Here is a 19,173-nt window from a genome sequence, read left to right on the forward strand (position 1 = left end):
TTTACCAACGGAACAACCCACCTAAAAATCCTATTGCTGCACCAATTGCACCCCCGATACCAGCACCGACAGGCCCTGCTATAGAGCCAATTGTAGCCCCAACAGTTCCTCCCATCGCTGCAAGTCCTAGCACCTCAGAAGTCTTATTTGCGACTACTGCCGCCTGCCTCTCATTAAGCTCAATAGGTGTATATGTTGGGGCTGGCTCATAAATTTTTTCTATTATAACTTCTCTTTCCTTATCAGGTCGTTTGACTCGCTCTACAGTTGCCATGAAAAATGGTGCTGCACCTTTAGCAGAAATTCTTGCATATATCTGCGTATAAAGTTCACCTAACCATTTTTGTCCATCGGGAGTTCTCTCACTTTTGTTATCAACTGCAACTGACGGAACGTTATTTGCTATTCCAATGCCAGTGTATTTAGCGATCTCTTTCCGAATGAGTTCCGTCCTTTTCTCCAATGCAATCGGATAGTCTGAGGCATTTTTTGCCCCTGCAAAAGTAAATATAATAACAGCTTGTTCCCAAATTTTTGAATTGAAAGCCTCAGAAATCAGTTTGATTCCTCGTTTTTCGTCATTAGTAACTCTTGTTTCATCTAAACGGCTGACAAACCACATAGAGTCAACATGGCTGACATCGGAACGCATCCGTTCTAAATATTCATAATCATTTCCAACTTCCTCAAGATCATCGCACAAGCCAGGAGTATCAATTATAGTGAAATTAATCCCATTGAGTTCATTCTCATACTTTTTAATATCCATTGTACAAGGTTCATAGTCACCGACTACAGCAATTGTTTTACCCATCAAACTATTTACAGTGCTTGACTTTCCAACTCCTGTACGACCAACCAATAGAAAAGTGAATTTTTTGCCCTGCGTTACTTGCAGTTTTTCCTTCAGAGTTTCTAACCAATTTCTTGCTTGCTCTTCATCATTGCTATTGAATACAGACATAGCTTGATTCTCCTAGTTGATAAACGAAATAAACAACCTGGTATTCAATTGTTGCTATTAAATTACAGCCTTTAATTCCGTAAATATATCATATACAGAATTTTTCATTGTAGTCTATGATTAAATGTAATTTAATGTAATTAATGTTACACAATATCTATCGCAAAAAGTCACATTTTGTAAGAGATATCATAAAATGTCATAAAAAGTCTGATAAAATAAGCAAAACCACTACACCTACCCGACCAATGGACGTTCAAGAAGTCTTGAGATTTGCCGACGAAATGGTTTTCGCCAAAACAGGAGAACACTTGGACGATCTGCAAAAAGCCATCCTGCTGGGTGTATGGGAAGGTCAAAAATACTCTCAAATCGCAGAAACATCATATTGTAGCGAAGGTCACATCAGAAATATCGCCTCAAAATTATGGAAGCGTTTATCAAATGTCTTGGGTGAAGAAGTAACTCAATCAAATTTACGCTCGGCACTTGAGAGACGACAAGTATTCATCGTTTCACAAAACTTTGGTAAGGATTTTGTATTTTGTAACGTTAATGTTAGTACAGATAGCCAATCTCCCGAAATTCCAAAAACCCGATCGCCCTCCGCCCCCACCTCAGACACCTCTCAACCCCAAACCAGACTAGACTTAGCAGACGCACCTCACATTTCATCATTGTGCGATCGCACATCCGAACTCGCCACCCTCGAAAAATGGATCGTCCAAGAAAAGTGCACCCTCGCAACAATATCAGGACTCAGCGGTATCGGCAAAACCGCACTTTCCCTCCACCTCATCCAAAAAATTCAGCATAACTTTGAATACGTCATCTGGCGCAGTCTCCGCCACTCCCCACCCTTAGAAACTACCTTAAAAAATCTCCTAAAATTTATTTTAAATCAACCCGAAATCGAACTCCCTAGCAACATCCCCGATCGACTTTCCCTATTAATGGAATTTCTGCGAAAAAACCGCTGTCTCATTATCCTCGACGACGTGCAAACCATTCTCAGCAGCGGACAACTAGCAGGAAATTACCGCCCAGACTGTGAAAATTACAGCATCCTCTTCAGACAAATCGGAGAAACAACCCACAACAGTTGCTTAATCCTCAACAGTTGGGAACCTCCCAGAGAAATTACCGCATTAAAAGGTGAAAATTCACCAGTTCGCACCTTGCAACTCAAAGGCATAAATACAGCAGCAGCCGAAATTTTCCGACAAAAAACTTTACTCAATCCCGAAACCTGGGAAAACTTAATTAACACCTACCGAGGCAATCCATTGTGGTTAAAAATAGTCGCCACCACCATTCAAGAAATATTCCGAGGTAGGGTTGCAGAATTTTTGAAATATGATATGCTATTCTTAGGGGAAGAATTGGCAGCAACATTGCACCCGCAGATAAATCGTTTGTCAGAATTAGAAAAAAACCTCATCTGCCGCCTCAGCCGCGAAGCAAATTCAGTTTCAATAGAGCAATTGCTACAAGATGCCGATTTATCGCCCTCGGAGTTATTCAATGGGCTGCAATCTTTGGGGAGGCGATCGTTAGTGGAAATAGAAGAACAGGAGAATGAAATGCTATTCAGCGTTTGTCCTGTGGTGAGACAATATGTAATATCAAATCCAGTTAATTAGCCACGATATCTGTAGGGACACGGCATTGCCGTGTCCCCCATTTTGAGGACACGGCATTGCCGTGTCCCCCATTTTGAGTGTCCCCCATTTTGAGTGTCCCCCATTTTGAGTGTCCCCCATTTTGAGGACAACGCAATGCCGTGTCCCCCATTTTGAGGACACGGCAATGCCGTGTCCCTACCCGCAGCGATGATTTAATATGCAATATGAATACTGCTGAACCTTCATTAACTAAAACAGAATTAAGAAAATCCCTCCTCAACACGCGCAAATCCCTATCAGCACAAGAATGGAGACAAAAGAGTGATCGCATCTGCAACCGCCTGCAAAACTCCCCCCTATTCACCGAAGCAAAAACAATCCTCGCCTACTTCAGTTGTCGCCAAGAACCAGATTTAAGTCCCCTATTTATATCTTCTGTGGAGGAGGCATCCTTGCTGCTCAATTCTGGAGACAGGCAAGATGCCTGTCCCACAAATGCCATTCCCACCCCTAAAAAATGGGGATTTCCCCGCTGTGTCGGCAAAGAGCTATCCTGGCACATCTGGCAGCCCGGAGATGCTTTACATACTGGAGCTTATGGCATACTCGAACCCCTGCCGGATGCTCCTAAAATAGATTGCTCAGAAGTAGATTTAATTCTCGTACCCGCAGTAGGCTGCGATGTTGGCGGCTATCGCTTGGGCTACGGCGGCGGCTATTACGATCGAATGCTCAGTTTAGCTGAGTGGGAATCAAAAGTTACGATCGGCATTATCTTTGAATTTGCCTTACTCGCTCAACTACCAGTTGACTCCTGGGACAAACCGCTGCACGGAATTTGCACAGAAAGCGGTTGCAAAATTGCACAGCGAAAATCTTAAACGGGCATAAACAAATTAATTTTCCGCAATTATGCCTATATCCTCTTAATCTAGAATCTAGAATCTAAAATCTAAAATCTAAAATAGTATGGCCCAGCGCTACGTTCGAGTAAAAACAACACAAGGACACATCCATTACGGTTTACTGCAACTCAGCCACAGCGTTCAAGTATTTGATGCACCGCCCTGGTTAAAAGGACAACCAACCGATTTGGAACTTTTACCAGATACTTACCAAATTCTCGCCCCGTGCTCTCCCTCAAAAATTGTAGCCGTAGGCAAAAATTATGTCGATCACGCCGCCGAGATGGGAACCCCAGTACCGGAAGAACCCCTGCTGTTTTTCAAGCCTCCGAGTGCTGTCATCCCCGCAGGTGCAGCGATTCGCTATCCGCAGCAGTCGGAAAGGGTAGACTACGAGGGAGAATTAGCCCTGGTAATTGGCGAACATTGTACCAACTGCACTCCCGAACAAGCACACAGCAAAATTTGGGGCTATACTATCGCCAATGACGTAACAGCCAGAGATTTGCAAAAGCGGGACAACCAGTGGGCGAGGGCCAAAGGGTTCGATACATTTTGTCCCTTGGGGCCTTGGATTGTCCGCGAATTGAGTCCGGCTGCACAATTGCAGACTTTTGTCAATGAGAGCGAGCGACCGGTACAGTCATCCCAGATCGATCGCATGGTATTTTCGCCCGACTTTCTCGTCTCCTACATCAGTCAAGTAATGACCCTAATTCCCGGCGATGTGATACTGACTGGAACGCCGCAAGGAGTAGGGCCGCTACAAATAGGCGATCGAGTCCGCATCGAAATTGAAGGCATCGGCAGTCTTGAAAATACAGTAGTTATTGGTTATTAGTTATTGGTTATTAGTTATTGGTTATTAGTTATTGGGCATTGGGCATTGGGCATTAGAACCAACAAATAATAACCAACTAACAACTGCCAACTCCCACCTGTCAACTCCCAACTGTCAACTGTCAACTGCCAACTGCCAACAGTCAACTAACTAACGAACCTGCATATAAACAGCATCCGAAAGCGGAGGAATCTCTGCATAGCGTCCCAAAAGCGACTGCACGACTGCATAGACAAATGCAGCAAAAGCGCCCAAAAACACCATGTTATACAGAGTTTCCGCAATAAATGCGACTTGGAGGCCGTTAGAAAAAATCGGCAAAACCAGACCGCACAGCATCAAAACAATGTCTAAAAGAATCGCCTGCATCGCATTAAAACGAATGAAGTGACTGATGTTTTCGTTTCTAACTACTCCTAAATACAGGGCAAAGAAGATAATCAAGCTAGCAAATGGCAACCTATAAAGTTCCATCAAAGGAGCTAGCGGTATAAACAACAGTTGCAGGACAGGAAACTGTCTAAACAGAAACGCGCCAAAGGTAAGCCCGTCAATCAACGGGAGCAAATAAGGCAAAGAAGCAAAAATCCGGTCTGGAACAGTTGTAGATCCGCGCCAAGTCATAATGAACTCTCCTGAGTCGATCGATTAACTATGAATTCCATTAAACTCAGGATAACGCAGCAGCAGGGTTTGTGTTTCGACTCTGCCGGAACTTGCTTTTCACTCAGCGGCGAGCAGCCTCAACAACCAACGGCAGGCTTTCTTATTTAATGTTGGCAATGACGAAGCCCATTTGACACTCGTACCGATCGGGCAAATTTTCCGTAGGTTTAGCAACTGGATGTCCACAGCGAAGCTCTCCACCGCTCCAGCGCGGTTGGCCAGTGCGATCGGCCAGCAAACAACTTTGGCAAACACACTGAGGGGCAAGCATCTGATTTTCCATTAAAATGACTAACATTTGATACCTCCGGCAGGTTTCACACCAGTAATTTCATTGTATGTCAGCAGTTAGGGACAAACGGCTTAACCTGAACACAACGTAATATTTATGTCAATGGTGCGAAATCCGTAGTACGGTATAAGATCCCCAATTCCCAATCCCAAAACTGTCAAGAGGTTGATTATTGTGACGGACACTAACTTAGAATTCCTTTCCAAAACCGATCCGCTGATTGCCGATTTAATCGGGCAAGAGCTCCAGCGGCAGCGAGACCACCTAGAACTCATCGCCAGCGAAAACTTTACATCCGCAGCGGTAATGGCAGCTCAAGGCTCAGTGCTGACCAATAAATACGCCGAAGGACTGCCAGCGAAACGGTACTACGGCGGCTGCGAATTTATTGACGGCATCGAGCAAATTGCGATCGATCGCGCCAAACAGCTATTTGGAGCAGCTCACGCCAACGTCCAGCCCCACTCCGGCGCTCAAGCCAACTTTGCAGTATTTTTGAGCTTGCTGGAACCCGGAGACGGAATTATGGGCATGGATTTGTCGCACGGCGGACACTTGACCCACGGTTCGCCGGTCAACGTATCCGGCAAATGGTTCAAAGCTTTTCACTACGGCGTCAGCCAAGAAACAGAACAGCTTGACTATGACGAAATTTTGGCACTCGCCAAAGAAAACCGACCGAAATTGCTAATTTGTGGCTATTCAGCATATTCGCGAATTATCGACTTTGAGAAGTTTAGAGCGATCGCCGATGAAATCGGAGCCTACCTGCTCGCCGACATCGCCCACATCGCCGGGTTAGTCGCCACAGGGCATCACCCCAACCCCCTCCCTCACTGTCACGCAGTCACCACCACCACTCACAAAACCCTGCGCGGCCCCCGTGGTGGCTTGATTATGACTAATGACCCGGAATTAGGTAAAAAATTTGACAAAGCAGTGTTCCCCGGCACTCAAGGTGGGCCCTTAGAACACGTTATTGCGGGCAAAGCAGTAGCTTTCGGCGAAGCCTTAAAGCCTGAATTTAAAACTTATTCGGGTCAAGTAATTGAAAATGCGCGCGCTTTAGCGGAACGGTTGCAGCAGCGGGGTTTAAAACTTGTTTCCGGCGGCACGGACAATCATTTAATGCTAGTTGATTTGCGATCGGTAAACATGACAGGCAAGCGAGCAGACCAATTAGTCAGCGGTGTGAATATTACTGCTAATAAAAATACCGTGCCTTTCGATCCGGCATCGCCCTTTGTCACCAGCGGTTTGAGACTCGGTTCGCCGGCGATGACCACCAGGGGAATGGGAACAGCAGAATTTACCGAGATTGGCAATATTATTGCCGATCGCCTGCTAAATCCAGATGATGAAAGCGTCGCAGCCGACTGCCTGCGTCGAGTAGCAGCACTGTGCGATCGCTTCCCCTTATATCCCCACTTGTACTTGAAAGTGCCGGCATTAGCTTAATTTTCCTGATCGGCAATAGGGAATTGGTAGTTGGAAGTGTACGGGTAAAAGGGTTAGTCGATTTTAGATTTTAGATTTTAGATTTTAGATTTCTTCTCGCATTGAATCTGGGGGATTGAACTAGCATCTAAAATTTTGGGATCGACCATCGATCGTATCGGGGGCTTGTAACCGCTTTGGGGCGGATATAAAGAGCAGGAAAAGATTGAGAGTTGCCTGTAGCGATATTGACAAGCGGTTTTTACCAAAAATATCGATCGCCAAGGCGGTTTTTAGTAAAGATATTTGTCGGGCGGGGCTGGTTTGAATAACGGTATTTGTAGGTTGCCAAAGATACCGCTCAACTGGGCCCGCTCGCCAAATATCGACTTTTTTGATCGCGAAAGAGTCGATATTTCAAATCGTTAATTCGAGAGTTAGGAATGAAAAACCTGACAATTCGCCCCAGGGCAACTGCCATTGCGGCAAATCTCCGACTCTCAAACCCCCAGTCGCTCTTCAAGATGTTTCCTTGTTATAAGCCATCTGAAATGTAGTAGACTCTGCCTGACAGACTAATTGCCCCGCACTATTTAAAATTGATTTCAGATGCCGTACCAGTATCTGTACCACGTAGTAGCTTTTCTGATTTCTGCGATCGTCGTCCTCTGGAGTACGCCAATAGTCAAAAAAATTGGTCTCAAAAGCGGGCGAGTCGATCGGCCAGGCGAGCGAAAAGTCCACAAGCGCCCGATGGTGCGCTTGGGAGGAGTTTCCATCTTTCTCGGCACTATCACTGCCCTCTTATTTGTCTGGCTTTCAGGAGGCTTCATCGATGCTAGCGGACAAGTTCTCAATCCCAAAGACGAATACGAAATTTGGGGAGTCACCCTCGGCGGCATCGGATTCTTCCTCATCGGTTTAGCAGACGACTTATTTTCCCTGTCGGCCTTAAAACGCTTGCTCATGCAAATTGGCGTATCCAGCATCGTTTGGATGGCAGGCGTACAAATTGAGTTTCTGACAGTTCCCTCCTTGGGACTGACTGATATTGGCTGGCTGAGCTTGCCAATTACCGTGATTTGGCTCGTAGGCATGGCCAACGCCATCAACTGGATTGACGGTTTGGACGGTTTAGCTGCCGGAGTTTCAGGGATTGCAGCAGTTGTGATGCTGATTGTCAGTCTGTCGATGCACCAACCGGCAGCGGCCCTGATTGCAGCGGCTTTAGCTGGCGGGGCCTTGGGATTTCTGCGCTACAACTTCAATCCGGCTCAAATCTTTATGGGAGATGGCGGGGCTTATTTTATCGGGTTTACTCTCGCTGGAGTGGGAGTAATTGGGTTAGTTAAAACTACGGCTGTTACTTCTGTGTTGCTGCCATATTTAATTTTAGCTGTACCGATTTTAGATATGTCGGCGGTGATTCTCGATCGACTGCGCAACGGCAAGTCACCGTTTATTGCTGACAAGCGCCACCTCCACCACCGACTTCTACAAGCCGGACTATCCCATCGATTTGCGGTTTTATTTATTTACTCGCTGACACTGTGGGTGGGAAGTTTAGCCCTAGCTTTTTCGCTTCCGAGCGGCGTAATTTACGCTATGGGTGCGACAAGTTTGCTGGGATATGCTAGCTGGAAAGTTTGGAGACACGCTAGGTGAAGGAAGAAGGAAGAAGGAAGAAGGAAGAAGGAAGGAAGAAAAATAAATAATTTCTAATGCTCCATGCCCTATGCCCAATTCCCTAATTCCCCAATCTCAAATCCAAAATCTAAAATCTAAAATCTAAAATTGAATGGTTGCTGAAATTATTTGTGTTGGCACTGAATTGCTGTTAGGCGATATTCTTAATAGCAATGCCCAGTTTTTAGCGAAAGAATTAGCGAGTCTGGGAATCCCTCACTACTATCAAACAGTGGTGGGGGACAATCCAGAACGTATCAAAAAAGTGTTAGAAATCGCAGTCAGCCGATCGCAGCTTTTGCTCTTCACCGGAGGCCTCGGCCCCACACCGGACGACCTCACAGTCGAAACGATCGCCGATTTTTTTGGGGTTCCCTTAATAGAAAAGCCGGAAATTATCGCAGATATCGAATACAAATTTGCCCAGCGGGGACGCACCATGAGTCCCAGCAATCGCAAACAAGCTTTAATTCCAGAAACTGCGGACATTCTGCCGAACCGCAGCGGTTCTGCACCGGGCATTATTTGGCAGCCGATTCACAACGTGACAGTAATGACATTTCCCGGCGTACCGGCGGAAATGCACTTGATGTGGCGAGAAACCGCCGTTCCTTACCTGAAAAATGGCGGCTGGTGCAGCGCCACTATTTACAGCCGCACATTGAAATTTTGGGGGATTGCTGAGTCGGCACTGGCCGAAAAAGTAGATAGTTTTCTGAATTTAACTAATCCTACTGTGGCTCCCTACGCCAATCACGGCGAAGTCAAACTGCGGATTTCGGCCCGCGCGGAGTCATCGGTGGCTGCTTCAAACTTGATTGAGCCGATCGAACAACAATTGCGGCAAATTGCCGGCTTAGACTGTTACGGTGCTGATAGCGATACCCTCGCTTCGACTGCGGGCCAATTGTTGCTGGATGCGGGGCAAACCCTCAGCGTGGCTGAATCCTGCACCGGAGGTGGATTGGGGGCGATGCTGACTGGTGTTCCCGGCAGTTCTTGCTACTTTTTAGGCGGGATTATTTCTTACGACAATCGAATTAAGGAAGGATTATTAGGTGTTAATCCGCAAGATTTAGCCGAATTTGGGGCAGTCAGCCACCAAGTGGCAACACAAATGGCTGCGGGAGTTCGCGCCAGCCTCAATACCGATTGGGGATTGAGCATTACAGGCATCGCCGGGCCCGGAGGTGGCACAGATGCTAAACCTGTCGGACTGGTTTATGTCGGTTTAGCTGGCCCCCACGGCGACGTAGAAAGTTTTGAATACCGTTTTGGGGATGCCCGAGGCCGCGATTGGATTCGGAATCTGAGTAGCTGTACGGCGCTCGATCGGCTCCGGCGTAAATTATTGTTGGCAAAAGCGTAGAAAAAATCCCACGATTTGTCAATTGTCAACAGTCAGCCGTAAGCTTAAGCTTTATTTAACACTCTATACTCCGAGATAATTCCGCAATTTTCCCCTTGCCTCTTGATTATCTGTAAAGATTCGTTATGATAATAAGATAGGACTGATTGGCCAATCTACTGACTCTCTCCATTGCTCAAAAAAACCAGCAAGCGAGAAAGCAAGTTTGACCTTTGGTTTCAAAGTCGTGCTTGCTTGTTTTCAGGGATTTAGCCGTCGGTTTAGCAATCTAGACTATAAAAAAAGGAGCTATCCGTTCAATGGAAGACATTGAAAAGGTGCTGGAACAAATTAAAGAATGGGTTCGCAAGCTGATAGAAGGATTGCTGAATCCAGAAGCTCAACCGGAACTCGAACCGATTCGTATTCCTGTCAACCAACCGAGAAATCGCCGATAGTCGGCACTGGGTTGCAAGTTTGAGCTTTGAGCTTTGAGCTTTGAGGTTGCAGACTGGTTCTAAATCCCATGTCAAAAATCTCAACATTTTTGTTGCGCTGGAAATTTTAAAATTGTTAAATATCCTGGTACTTCACGGCCCTAATCTGAATCTATTGGGTCAGCGAGAACCTGGAGTTTACGGTTCTGCGACTTTAAATGATATCAACAAGTTGCTAGAACGAGAAGCGCAAGCCCTCCAGGTGAAAGTCTCAATTCAGCAGTCGAATCATGAAGGGGTATTGGTGGATGCCATTCACTCAATGTTAGGGCAGCACCAAGGCTTATTGATTAATGCTGGAGCTTACACTCATACGAGTGTGGCAATTAGAGACGCGATCGCCGCGGTGAATATCCCTGCGGTAGAAGTTCATCTGAGCAATATTTACCGGCGGGAAGCTTTTCGGCACCACTCGTTTATCGCAGCGGTGGCGATCGGGCAAATCAGCGGTTTTGGATCGGAAAGTTACCTGCTGGGGCTGCAAGCTCTAGTTAGTTACCTGATTAAAAATTAAAAATTTACCGATTGTAGCGATCGGATGAGGGCAGGTTTTAAATGGAAAACCAGCCCTTATATGTTTGGGCTTAATTCCAATTAATCACAAGACTTTGGCAAAAAAGGATACCAGAAAAAATTATAAATTATAAATTACCAATTACTAACAACTTGAGTTAAATTCAAATGCGGCATTCCCTGTTGAGCAAGTTTCAAGGAACCATCCTGGGGGCAGTTTTAGGAGACTCTATAGGCCTGCAATACCAAAGGCAACTGGTGGGTATTCCCCCCCAAACAGAAGACTTGGAGCCGATTTTACCGCTGACGAAACACCAACAATTGACCGTAAGTGGCGCAACATTGGCGTTGAATTCTGTCAACAGTAACGTCCCAAGTGGCAAAGACTCATCCGCATCCGGGAGACTTGCGGTAGCGTGCGCTCAAAGTTTAATTCGGTGCAGCGGTTTAGATTTAAAAGATTGGCGCGATACTTGGGAAGCATTTGCCAAGTCGGAAATCTCCCATCCCCCAAGCAGTGAGTTTGAAAGCATCCTCAACCCTTGTGAAGCTGCTGTGGCGGCGCTGCCTGCGGCGATGTTTTTTCACGAAAATAAAGCCAAGCTGCGAGAAAAAATCATGCTGGCGATAGAGGTTTGGCCCAACCAAAACCAGCCAGAATGGGAAACAGCAATTTTAGCAGTGGAATATACGATCGCCCGAGCTCTCAAAGAAAAACTTGACCCCGCCACCGCGATCGAGCAAACAATTGCCTACGTCAAAACAGATAATGCCTTAACAGAGCTGCTGCTGCAAGTACAAATACTACTAGAAAAGGGAGCCGATTTAGAAACAGCCGCAACTCACCTGTGCAAAAGCGCCACAGCTTTGCGAGAAAGACAGGGCGACGGCAAGAAAAATTCACAAACCGAGTCAATAGTCAACCCAGGAAATTTCATTCCCATTGCCCTAGCTTTCTACTGCTTCTTGAACACCCCAGAAGACTTACGCTTGTCAGTGGTGCGGGCCGCCCGCACCGGCATAACCGGACAGCTTACCTGCGCTTTGACGGGAGCTTTGTCGGGAGCGTACAACGGCGCTGCTGCGATTCCTGTAGAATGGCGACAAGTATCTTCGGCTGCAGTTAAATCGCTACCGCTAGCCGAAGGCCCAGAACCCTCTGTCTGGCAAATTGGCAGCGATGCAACAATTGTGGAGTTAGCAAATAATCTGTTTGCTGTTTGGGCGGGAGTTTACAGGCCTTCGGCCAGCCTGGACTCCGCAGCGCTCGCCCGAGCGGTGGCTGCACCTTATGTCATTAGACCTCGTAAAATATAAAGTTTTGAGCTTTTAACGGTAAGGGGAAACCAGAAATTAGCATTTACCAATTAACAAGTCAAAAGCGCAAGTGGAAGGAGACCGACAATTAAATATTAAAAACTCAAAAATTAAACCGGACGCGCCTGCCCCAATAAACCGGGTTTGTAGGAGAAGAGGGGGTTGGGCAACGAGATATATACGGAGAAATCTGGTTTTTAGCCCTACGCGAGTCCTGTTAAAGATGGACGAGGGAAGGAAAGAAGCAGCAGAAGCTTGAGAACACTGCTTGCGTTGTTGGCTACAGTCAGGAAACCCAACTGCTGGCGACAGTCAGGCAAAGTAGCCTGGAGGGTTGAATATTCAGCCACGGTAGTTCGGATAAACTCAATCAAGATGCACCGTCAGAATTTCTGACAAAGCTGCTGGATAACAGTGATATATCTTCGACACAAATGAATACGCTCTCCTCATTGATGCGGCAGATTGAGCAGCTAGGGGCTGCGCGCTCACTGCGCCAACACATTGCTAAAGTGCAAAATGGTGGCAGCAAAGCAGATACCTTACGGGCTGGCGGGTCTCTCCTGAGCCGTTTGTCGCTCCAGAAATGGGATCTGCCCGAGACTTTTACTAGATTTAGAAGTAAAACCTCAAAATCAAGCCTCAAAAATCAAGCTCGTTCTCCTATGTTGGCGCTGGTCGCGGTAGTTTCCCTAAGCAGCACTCTGGGCCACCGCTTCTACAACCAGCCGAAACTGGATGTGGGGACGAAAGCTCCTCAGACGATTAAGGCTCCTGCTAGTGCTAGCATCCCCGATTACAAAACTACTGAAGAACAGCGGAAAGCAGCGCGGATCGGGGCTGTAGCTATATTAATGCTGGATTCTGCAGTCGATCGACAAATTTATCAAGAATTACAACAATTTTTGCAGCAGGGAAGCGAGCTCCGGCAGGCGGTAGGCCCGTTTCCGTTTGCCAGTCCCTCGGTCCTCTCAAATGCGGCTCAGGTTTACTTGCGGCGCTGTCCGGAGTGGGAGTGGCGATCGATTTTGGCGCAAGCGGGGGACAACAGTGCAACTTCCGAGCGGTTGAGTTTGGATTCCCCCGCAAGTGCTGCGCAGACGGAGAACAAGTCTCAGCAAGATGCTATCGCTCAACTGCAAGCTTACAGCCGTGAGGTCCCGGCAGTAGACTTTCAAAGCCTGACAGACAGTATTTCCTCTGCTCGCCGGCGCTATCTCAATGCTGTGGAGGGTCTGGGAAAACCGTCGGTTGTGGGGATCCCACAGATTTACGATACTTCGCTGTTTGATTTGTCGGATGCAGCTTGGCAGAAAACCCAAACCGGTATGAGTCGGGCGGCAAAAAGGATGGTGGCTCAAGGTATCCCGCAGGGCTTGCCAAAAGAGATTTTGAAAGAAGCTGTGAGGCTGCAAGTGGCTGATGAAGTGCCGTTAGAGTCCCAAGCTTTGGCGGTAGAGGGTTTAACAGCGATTTTGCAGCCAAATCTGGTGAGAAATCCCGAGGAAACCAAACAGCTAGCTGAATTAGCGGCGCAAAAGGTGAAACCGGTGATGATCGCAGTAGAGCAAGGCGAGATAATTGTTGCAGAAGGAAAAGAGATCTCGCAGGAAGATTTCGTGTTGCTGGACTATTTTGGTTTGAGCCGGCGGGGGGTAAATTGGCTGGGGCTGACGGGTTTTGTTTGTTTAGTAGCGGGGGCAATTGCGATCGTACTGCTGGTGGAAAGGCACTACCGCTTGCGCCGGAGAGATCATTTGCTATTGCTGCTGCTGACTTTGAGCGCGCCGGTGCTGGTTAGTTTGGGGCTGCCTTGGACGAGTTTGCCCGCGATCGGGATTTTAGCGGGGGGCTTCTACGGTTCGGCGGTGGGAGTGACTGTGGTGGGGCTGCTGTCGGCGCTGCTGCCCGTTGGCTTAAACGTGGAGTTGATTCATTTGGTGGCTAGCGGGGCGGGGGGATTGCTGGGTGCTTTTATGGCCGGGCGGCTGCGATCGCGCGAGGAATTGGCTCTTTTGGGCGTGGCTGTCGGTTTGACTCAGGGCACGGTTTATCTGGTGGGGACTTTAATTGCCAGCGCGGCTGCCGGTGCGATTTGGTACGTGGTACTCGGTACGGTGGGCGCGCAAAGTTTGGCCGGTTTGGCTTGGAGCGTTGTGGCGATCGGTATCAGCCCTTATTTGGAACACGTTTTTGACTTGATTACGCCGATCCGGCTGGCGGAACTTGCCAATCCCAACCGCCCGCTGCTGAAGAAGTTGGCTGCCGAGGCTCCGGGGACTTTTCAGCACACGCTGTTTGTGGCGAGTTTGGCGGAGGCTGCTGCCCGGGAGCTCGGCTGCAATGTTGAGCTGGTCAGAACTGGCACATTATACCACGATATTGGAAAAATGCACGACCCGCTCGGATTTTGTGAAAATCAAATGGGCGGGGCAAACAAACATGATGAAATTAATGACCCTTGGACGAGTGCGGAGATTATTAAAAAGCACGTTACCGAGGGCTTGGTGATGGCGCGGAAGCATCGATTGCCGAAGGCGATTCAGGCCTTTATTCCCGAACACCAAGGTACAATGTTGATTGCTTATTTCTACCACCAAGCGCAGCAAATTGCTGCAAAAGAATCAGAAGATTTAAAGAGGGCTTTGCCAGATGCGGGTAATTCAAAGTTAACAATCGCAAGTCGGGAAGTGAGGGAGGAGGATTTTCGCTACGACGGGCCGATTCCGCAGTCGCGGGAAACGGGAATTTTGATGCTGGCGGATTCTTGCGAGGCTGCTTTGCGATCGCTCAAGGATGCTACTCATGAAGAGGCTTTGAATATGGTTAATCGGATTTTGAGGGCTCGCTGGCAGGATAATCAGTTGATTGATTCGGGTTTGACTCGGGAGGATATGTCTCTAATCGCGGAGATTTTTGTGCGGGTTTGGGAACAGTTCAATCACAAGCGGATTGCTTATCCTAGTGCAGTTTTCACTCCCCGGTAGGAGGGAATTTTTAGTTATGAAAAATCGGATCGTATTTCAGTTGTGGATTAAATTTGATTGCGATGTGTCCCGCAAAGCGCCATGCACTTGAGTATTGTCGCTGAAAATTACCACAGTTTGTTTGATTCATCGAAATTCTGAATAGTCGATATCTATTTCGTCTGCTAGATGCGATCGCAATTTTTGCCAGTCTTCGGCATCGATCGCATTTGCAAAAGCGATGATAGTATTTACGACCGCAGCGCAGTCAACAATCCAGCGGATTTCTGGCAGTTCCTACATAACAAATAAATTTTGTCAGTTGTGAGTTCAAAAGATTTTAATTTTTAACCGCAGATGAACGCGGATAAATGCCGATTGTGTATCTTGATTCTATCCCTTGACTCCAGCGGCGGTTTCTGTCGGCACAATGTATTTTTGCAAGAGCAAAAATAGTCCTAAAACTGGAACAATAGAAATAATGGAACCCGCCGCTACCAAACGCCAATCCAAAGAAAATGTCCCGGCTAAATTGGCTACGCCTAAAGGTAACGTGTAATATTCCGGCCTGTCCAAAACAAGCAGCGGCCACAGAAAGTCGCTCCAAGAACCGATAAATACAAAAATTCCTAAAGTAACTAAAGCCGGCTTAATTGCAGGAATCATGACGTGCCACCAAATACCTAATTCTGTACAGCCGTCGATGCGGGCTGCTTCTTCGAGTTCTTTGGGAACTGCTAGGAAGGCTTGCCGCAATAAAAATATGCCGAAAGCTGAGGCTAGTCCGGGAAAGATTACGCCTAGGTAACTATTTTTTAGTCCTAGTTGTACTGTCAATACGTACAGGGGAATCATGACTATTTGGAAGGGAATCATGATTGTGGAAACGATCGCGATTAAGATGGCTTCGCGACCGCGAAAGTTGAGTCTGGCCAAGGGGTAAGCGGCGAGGGCGCAAAAGAAAACGTTGATGCTAACTGTGAGGCCGGCAATCAGGCTGCTGTTGAACAGGTAGCGGCCGAAGGGGTTGGTTTGCCAAACTTTGATGAAGTTTTCGAGGGTTGGCTGTTGCGGTAACAGTTGCGGGGGAAATTGAAAGATATTTTCGGTGGGGGATTTGAGGGAGGTACTGAGCAGCCACAGCAGGGGAAACAGCATTAAAAGTGCGATCGCGCTCATGATGCTGTACGTCCACAGGGTGTTCCACGGCGAGGGAGTGTTGTTTGGGGAATTTGGTTTTTTAGTTTTGAGATTGTTCATGGTTGGGATATGATAATAAGTCCTTGCTTCGTGAGAAGCCTTGTTGTCCATAAGGGGATTATTGCCATGAAACCGTTTATTTACGAAACTATGTACATTCTGCGCCCTGATTTGGGTGAGGAAATGACAGACCAGGCGATCGCGAAATATCAAACAATTTTGCGCGATCAAGGTGCTGAAAATATCGAAACTCAGCACCGCGGCAAGCGCCGTTTGGCTTACGAAATCGGCAAGCACCGGGATGGAGTATACGTTCAAATGAACTATACAGCTCCAGGGGCTGCAATTTTTACCCTGGAGCGCGCGATGCGTCTGAGCGAGGAAGTGATTCGCTATTTGACGATTAAGCAAGATGTGCCAGATGCACTGGAAGCGGAAGCGGAAGCGGAAGCCGCCGCCTAAAACGAGTTTTTTACTCGTTACCAGGAAAGAGCCTGGTTATATCAATTCCGGCTGCGCCGGAATTACAAGCGAGGACACGGCAGTGCCGTGTCCCTACGCCAGATTAATTGTAGGGAAACGGCAGTGCCGTTTCCCGAGTTCGGGCAATATTAATTCCGATGCAACCGGAATTGATATAACGAGTAAAAAAAACGTTAATCTGAGTTCAAAAACTCCAAATAATTATTAGTCAGTTCTTTGACTGCTAACTCGTAAAACTGCTGGCCGTGTTCGGGAGTTGCTAAGGCCGGATTTGAACCCATTCTGCCGTCGGGAAATCGGCGGCGGAAATCAGCAGCACCGTAAATTTTGTGCCCGGAACCAACTTCTTCCGAAAGCGGAGCTTGCTTGATTGCTTCGGGATAAAGGTACTGGGTTAAGGCGACTTCGCTGGGGGTGGCGTGGGAACCTTCTTGGTTTCCGTACAATTCTTTTGCGAGTTTGTAGACTGAACCGCACATGAACCAGTTGCCAATTTGACACTGGATTCGATCGGCATTTGGTAGATTCAAGTCCGACAAATGCGCGTATGTCTCGGAAAATGCTGCTTTCATCGTGGCAATGTTGCCTCCGTGACCGTTAATGAAGAAATATTTCTCAAATCCCGCTTTTGCCAAAGATGTGATATAATCCCTGATTACCAGTATCAGGGTCTGCGGTCGGAGGCTGATGGTGCCGGGAAAGCTGGTGTGGTGCAAGGCCATCCCTACATTAATTGTCGGGCCGACTAAGGCATTGGCTGCTTCGCCGACACCGCAGGCAATAGCACTGGCAGCAATAGCGTCAGTGCCGATCGAGCCGGTGGGCCCGTGCTGTTCGGTGGAACCGATCGGGATAATTATGCCTTGGGAGCTCTCTAGATAAGCTTCTACCTCGGGCCAGGTACTCAAATGCAGCAACATTATAGGCAGTCTATAGAATTTTTACTTGCTATCGTCGATCGTAGCCGGGAGGCGCAGAAAAAGGACTTTGGGTAAACTTATTATTGTATTCTTAAACAAAGCTCTAAATAGCGATCGCAACTTTACAGTTATATTACTTAACCTTAATAATTTAACCAATTGATTACCCAAACTTTACCTTTTAATAACCTTTTAAGAGTAGTATAACAAGCATCTCCCTATAGATTGGGTGTTACCTGGTCAATTAACAGCGGGCAATGTTTTATGAAATTAACACCAACCCCTAAAAACGACCAGCCTTCTGACGCCTGGACGCAGGCAGACAGCGCGGTTCCGGCAACTGCTCTACGGCTGTATTCCTTGCACGAGCAAGTAGCAAAGGTCGAGCGCGTGTCTGTGGGATGGACTGGCGAAGGATTCTAAGCGATCGAACAAATAACGATCGTACAAGCGATCGCAGCGCGAGAGTGCCTCAGCTACTGAAGAAGGCACTTCGCGCTAGCCACATACAAACATCACTCCCACTTATATTTATGTCTTCTGCTGAATTAAGCGAATGTCCTTCAAGGTTGGCTGTTGGAAAAGCTGGCCGAATTTTGTTATTGGAAGGTGAAGACCTGTTGCGGGAAATGCTAGCTTTAGCCCTTAAAGAACAGGGCTACGAGGTGGTGGTTACTAGCGACGGGCGCAATGCTCTGCCTTCTGTGCAGGCTTCTTCGTCATACCACGGTGAATTTGCCTTTAACCTGTTAATTATGGATTCCATTAACGGTTTGGATCTGTGTCGAATGTTACGGCATCAAGGAAATCCCGTCCCTATTTTGATTATCGGTGCTAGAGGAAGTGCCAACAATTGCGCTTTTTACCTAGAAGCCGGATCGGATGATTATCTGACTAAGCCTTTTGGAATGCGGGAGTTTATCGCTCGCTGTCGGGCCCTGATGCGCCGCCAGCGCCTCGGTCAGTTGCCGCAACCGGTGATGCTGCAATATAAGAGCATAACTCTGTATCCTGAAGAGTGCCGGGTGTTGGTTCGCGGTCTGGAAGTGAAATTTTCTCCTAAACAGTTTCGGTTACTAGAACTATTTATGAGTTATCCCCGGCGAGTTTGGTCTCGCGATCAGTTGCTGGAAAAAATTTGGGGTCAAGATTTTATCGGAGACACCAAAACAGTTGACGTTCACATCCGCTGGCTGCGCGAAAAGTTGGAAATAGATCCGGGCCAACCGGAATATATCATTACGGTACGCGGGTTCGGCTATCGATTTGGTTAAATTTTTAAATCAGTTGTAGGGTGGAAAATTGTCGTCGAGTAGACGTAGGGGCACAACATTGTTGTGTCCTTATTTGTCTATTAAGACTTACCCACGTACTATGATTTTCTCTCAGAAGAGAACTTAGGATCGCGAATTAAATAATTTACACGTATTTGTGGGATGGGCGTCCCGCCCGTCCAGGAAGGACGGGCGGGGCGCCCCTCCCACAAGAACAATAAATTGTAAGTTATTTAATT

Annotated in this window: 18 protein-coding genes; 13 read left to right on the plus strand and 5 right to left on the minus strand. The window is 47.3% G+C overall.

From position 1 onward, the window contains the following. Window position 1: 1 nt before the first annotated feature. Window positions 2–964 (minus strand): GTPase, encoded by a 963-nt coding sequence (locus QUA99_RS11625; RefSeq protein ID WP_333236835.1) that lies wholly within the window; start codon window positions 962–964, stop codon window positions 2–4. Window positions 965–1,212: 248 nt separating this feature from the next. On the opposite strand from QUA99_RS11625, the gene QUA99_RS11630 reads away from it, so the two are divergent. From QUA99_RS11630 to QUA99_RS11640, 3 genes are all read left to right on the plus strand, one after another. Then, complete coding sequence (locus QUA99_RS11630) at window positions 1,213–2,607, plus strand: NB-ARC domain-containing protein (protein ID WP_333236837.1); 1,395 nt, start codon at window positions 1,213–1,215, stop codon at window positions 2,605–2,607. Window positions 2,608–2,813: 206 nt separating this feature from the next. Beyond that, window positions 2,814–3,470, plus strand: coding sequence for a 5-formyltetrahydrofolate cyclo-ligase (locus tag QUA99_RS11635; RefSeq protein WP_333236839.1), 657 nt, complete (start codon window positions 2,814–2,816; stop codon window positions 3,468–3,470). 88 nt (window positions 3,471–3,558) lie between these two features. After that, entirely contained in the window at window positions 3,559–4,335 is a 777-nt protein-coding gene (locus QUA99_RS11640) for a fumarylacetoacetate hydrolase family protein (RefSeq protein WP_333236842.1), read from the plus strand. A gap of 150 nt (window positions 4,336–4,485) precedes the next feature. Here the strand turns inward: QUA99_RS11640 and QUA99_RS11645 are convergent, their stop codons facing one another. Beyond that, window positions 4,486–4,959, minus strand: a complete 474-nt coding sequence (locus QUA99_RS11645; RefSeq protein ID WP_333236844.1) for a Tic20 family protein — start codon at window positions 4,957–4,959, stop codon at window positions 4,486–4,488. Window positions 4,960–5,101: 142 nt separating this feature from the next. Next, window positions 5,102–5,299 (minus strand): hypothetical protein, encoded by a 198-nt coding sequence (locus QUA99_RS11650; RefSeq protein WP_006631916.1) that lies wholly within the window; start codon window positions 5,297–5,299, stop codon window positions 5,102–5,104. A gap of 168 nt (window positions 5,300–5,467) precedes the next feature. On the opposite strand from QUA99_RS11650, the gene glyA reads away from it, so the two are divergent. The 7 genes from glyA (at window position 5,468) to QUA99_RS11685 (ending at window position 15,078) form a co-directional block, all read left to right on the plus strand. Further along, window positions 5,468–6,751: a serine hydroxymethyltransferase gene (gene glyA, locus QUA99_RS11655; RefSeq protein WP_333236846.1), complete on the plus strand. Its 1,284-nt coding sequence runs from the start codon at window positions 5,468–5,470 to the stop codon at window positions 6,749–6,751. A 588-nt stretch (window positions 6,752–7,339) separates the two neighbouring features. After that, entirely contained in the window at window positions 7,340–8,395 is a 1,056-nt protein-coding gene (locus QUA99_RS11660; RefSeq protein WP_333236848.1) for an MraY family glycosyltransferase, read from the plus strand. Between the two features lie 133 nt (window positions 8,396–8,528). Beyond that, window positions 8,529–9,785, plus strand: coding sequence for a competence/damage-inducible protein A (locus tag QUA99_RS11665; protein WP_333236850.1), 1,257 nt, complete (start codon window positions 8,529–8,531; stop codon window positions 9,783–9,785). Between the two features lie 299 nt (window positions 9,786–10,084). Then, window positions 10,085–10,222: a hypothetical protein gene (locus tag QUA99_RS11670; RefSeq protein WP_333054680.1), complete on the plus strand. Its 138-nt coding sequence runs from the start codon at window positions 10,085–10,087 to the stop codon at window positions 10,220–10,222. A gap of 112 nt (window positions 10,223–10,334) precedes the next feature. After that, complete coding sequence (gene aroQ, locus QUA99_RS11675) at window positions 10,335–10,775, plus strand: type II 3-dehydroquinate dehydratase (protein WP_333236852.1); 441 nt, start codon at window positions 10,335–10,337, stop codon at window positions 10,773–10,775. A 167-nt stretch (window positions 10,776–10,942) separates the two neighbouring features. Further along, window positions 10,943–12,091, plus strand: a complete 1,149-nt coding sequence (locus QUA99_RS11680) for an ADP-ribosylglycohydrolase family protein (RefSeq protein ID WP_333236854.1) — start codon at window positions 10,943–10,945, stop codon at window positions 12,089–12,091. Window positions 12,092–12,525: 434 nt separating this feature from the next. Further along, entirely contained in the window at window positions 12,526–15,078 is a 2,553-nt protein-coding gene (locus QUA99_RS11685) for an HDIG domain-containing metalloprotein (protein WP_333236857.1), read from the plus strand. Window positions 15,079–15,450: 372 nt separating this feature from the next. On the opposite strand, the gene QUA99_RS11690 is transcribed toward QUA99_RS11685, so the two are convergent. After that, the gene (locus QUA99_RS11690; protein ID WP_333236858.1) at window positions 15,451–16,368 is read right to left on the minus strand and encodes a carbohydrate ABC transporter permease; all 918 of its coding nucleotides are present in this window, start codon (window positions 16,366–16,368) and stop codon (window positions 15,451–15,453) included. Between the two features lie 15 nt (window positions 16,369–16,383). On the opposite strand from QUA99_RS11690, the gene rpsF reads away from it, so the two are divergent. Beyond that, entirely contained in the window at window positions 16,384–16,719 is a 336-nt protein-coding gene (gene rpsF / locus QUA99_RS11695) for a 30S ribosomal protein S6 (RefSeq protein WP_333236859.1), read from the plus strand. 194 nt (window positions 16,720–16,913) lie between these two features. Here the strand turns inward: rpsF and QUA99_RS11700 are convergent, their stop codons facing one another. After that, on the minus strand, window positions 16,914–17,660 hold the full coding sequence (locus QUA99_RS11700; protein ID WP_333236862.1) for a creatininase family protein: 747 nt from the start codon (window positions 17,658–17,660) through the stop codon (window positions 16,914–16,916). A gap of 264 nt (window positions 17,661–17,924) precedes the next feature. Here QUA99_RS11700 and QUA99_RS11705 point away from each other — a divergent pair, with 264 nt between their 5' ends. Both QUA99_RS11705 and QUA99_RS11710 read left to right on the plus strand, forming a co-directional pair. Beyond that, entirely contained in the window at window positions 17,925–18,083 is a 159-nt protein-coding gene (locus QUA99_RS11705; protein WP_333236863.1) for a hypothetical protein, read from the plus strand. A 110-nt stretch (window positions 18,084–18,193) separates the two neighbouring features. Further along, complete coding sequence (locus QUA99_RS11710; RefSeq protein ID WP_333236870.1) at window positions 18,194–18,934, plus strand: response regulator transcription factor; 741 nt, start codon at window positions 18,194–18,196, stop codon at window positions 18,932–18,934. The last annotated feature ends 239 nt before the right edge of the window (window positions 18,935–19,173 follow it).

Source organism: Microcoleus sp. F10-B2, from assembly GCF_036704965.1.
Lineage (GTDB): Bacteria > Cyanobacteriota > Cyanobacteriia > Cyanobacteriales > Microcoleaceae > Microcoleus.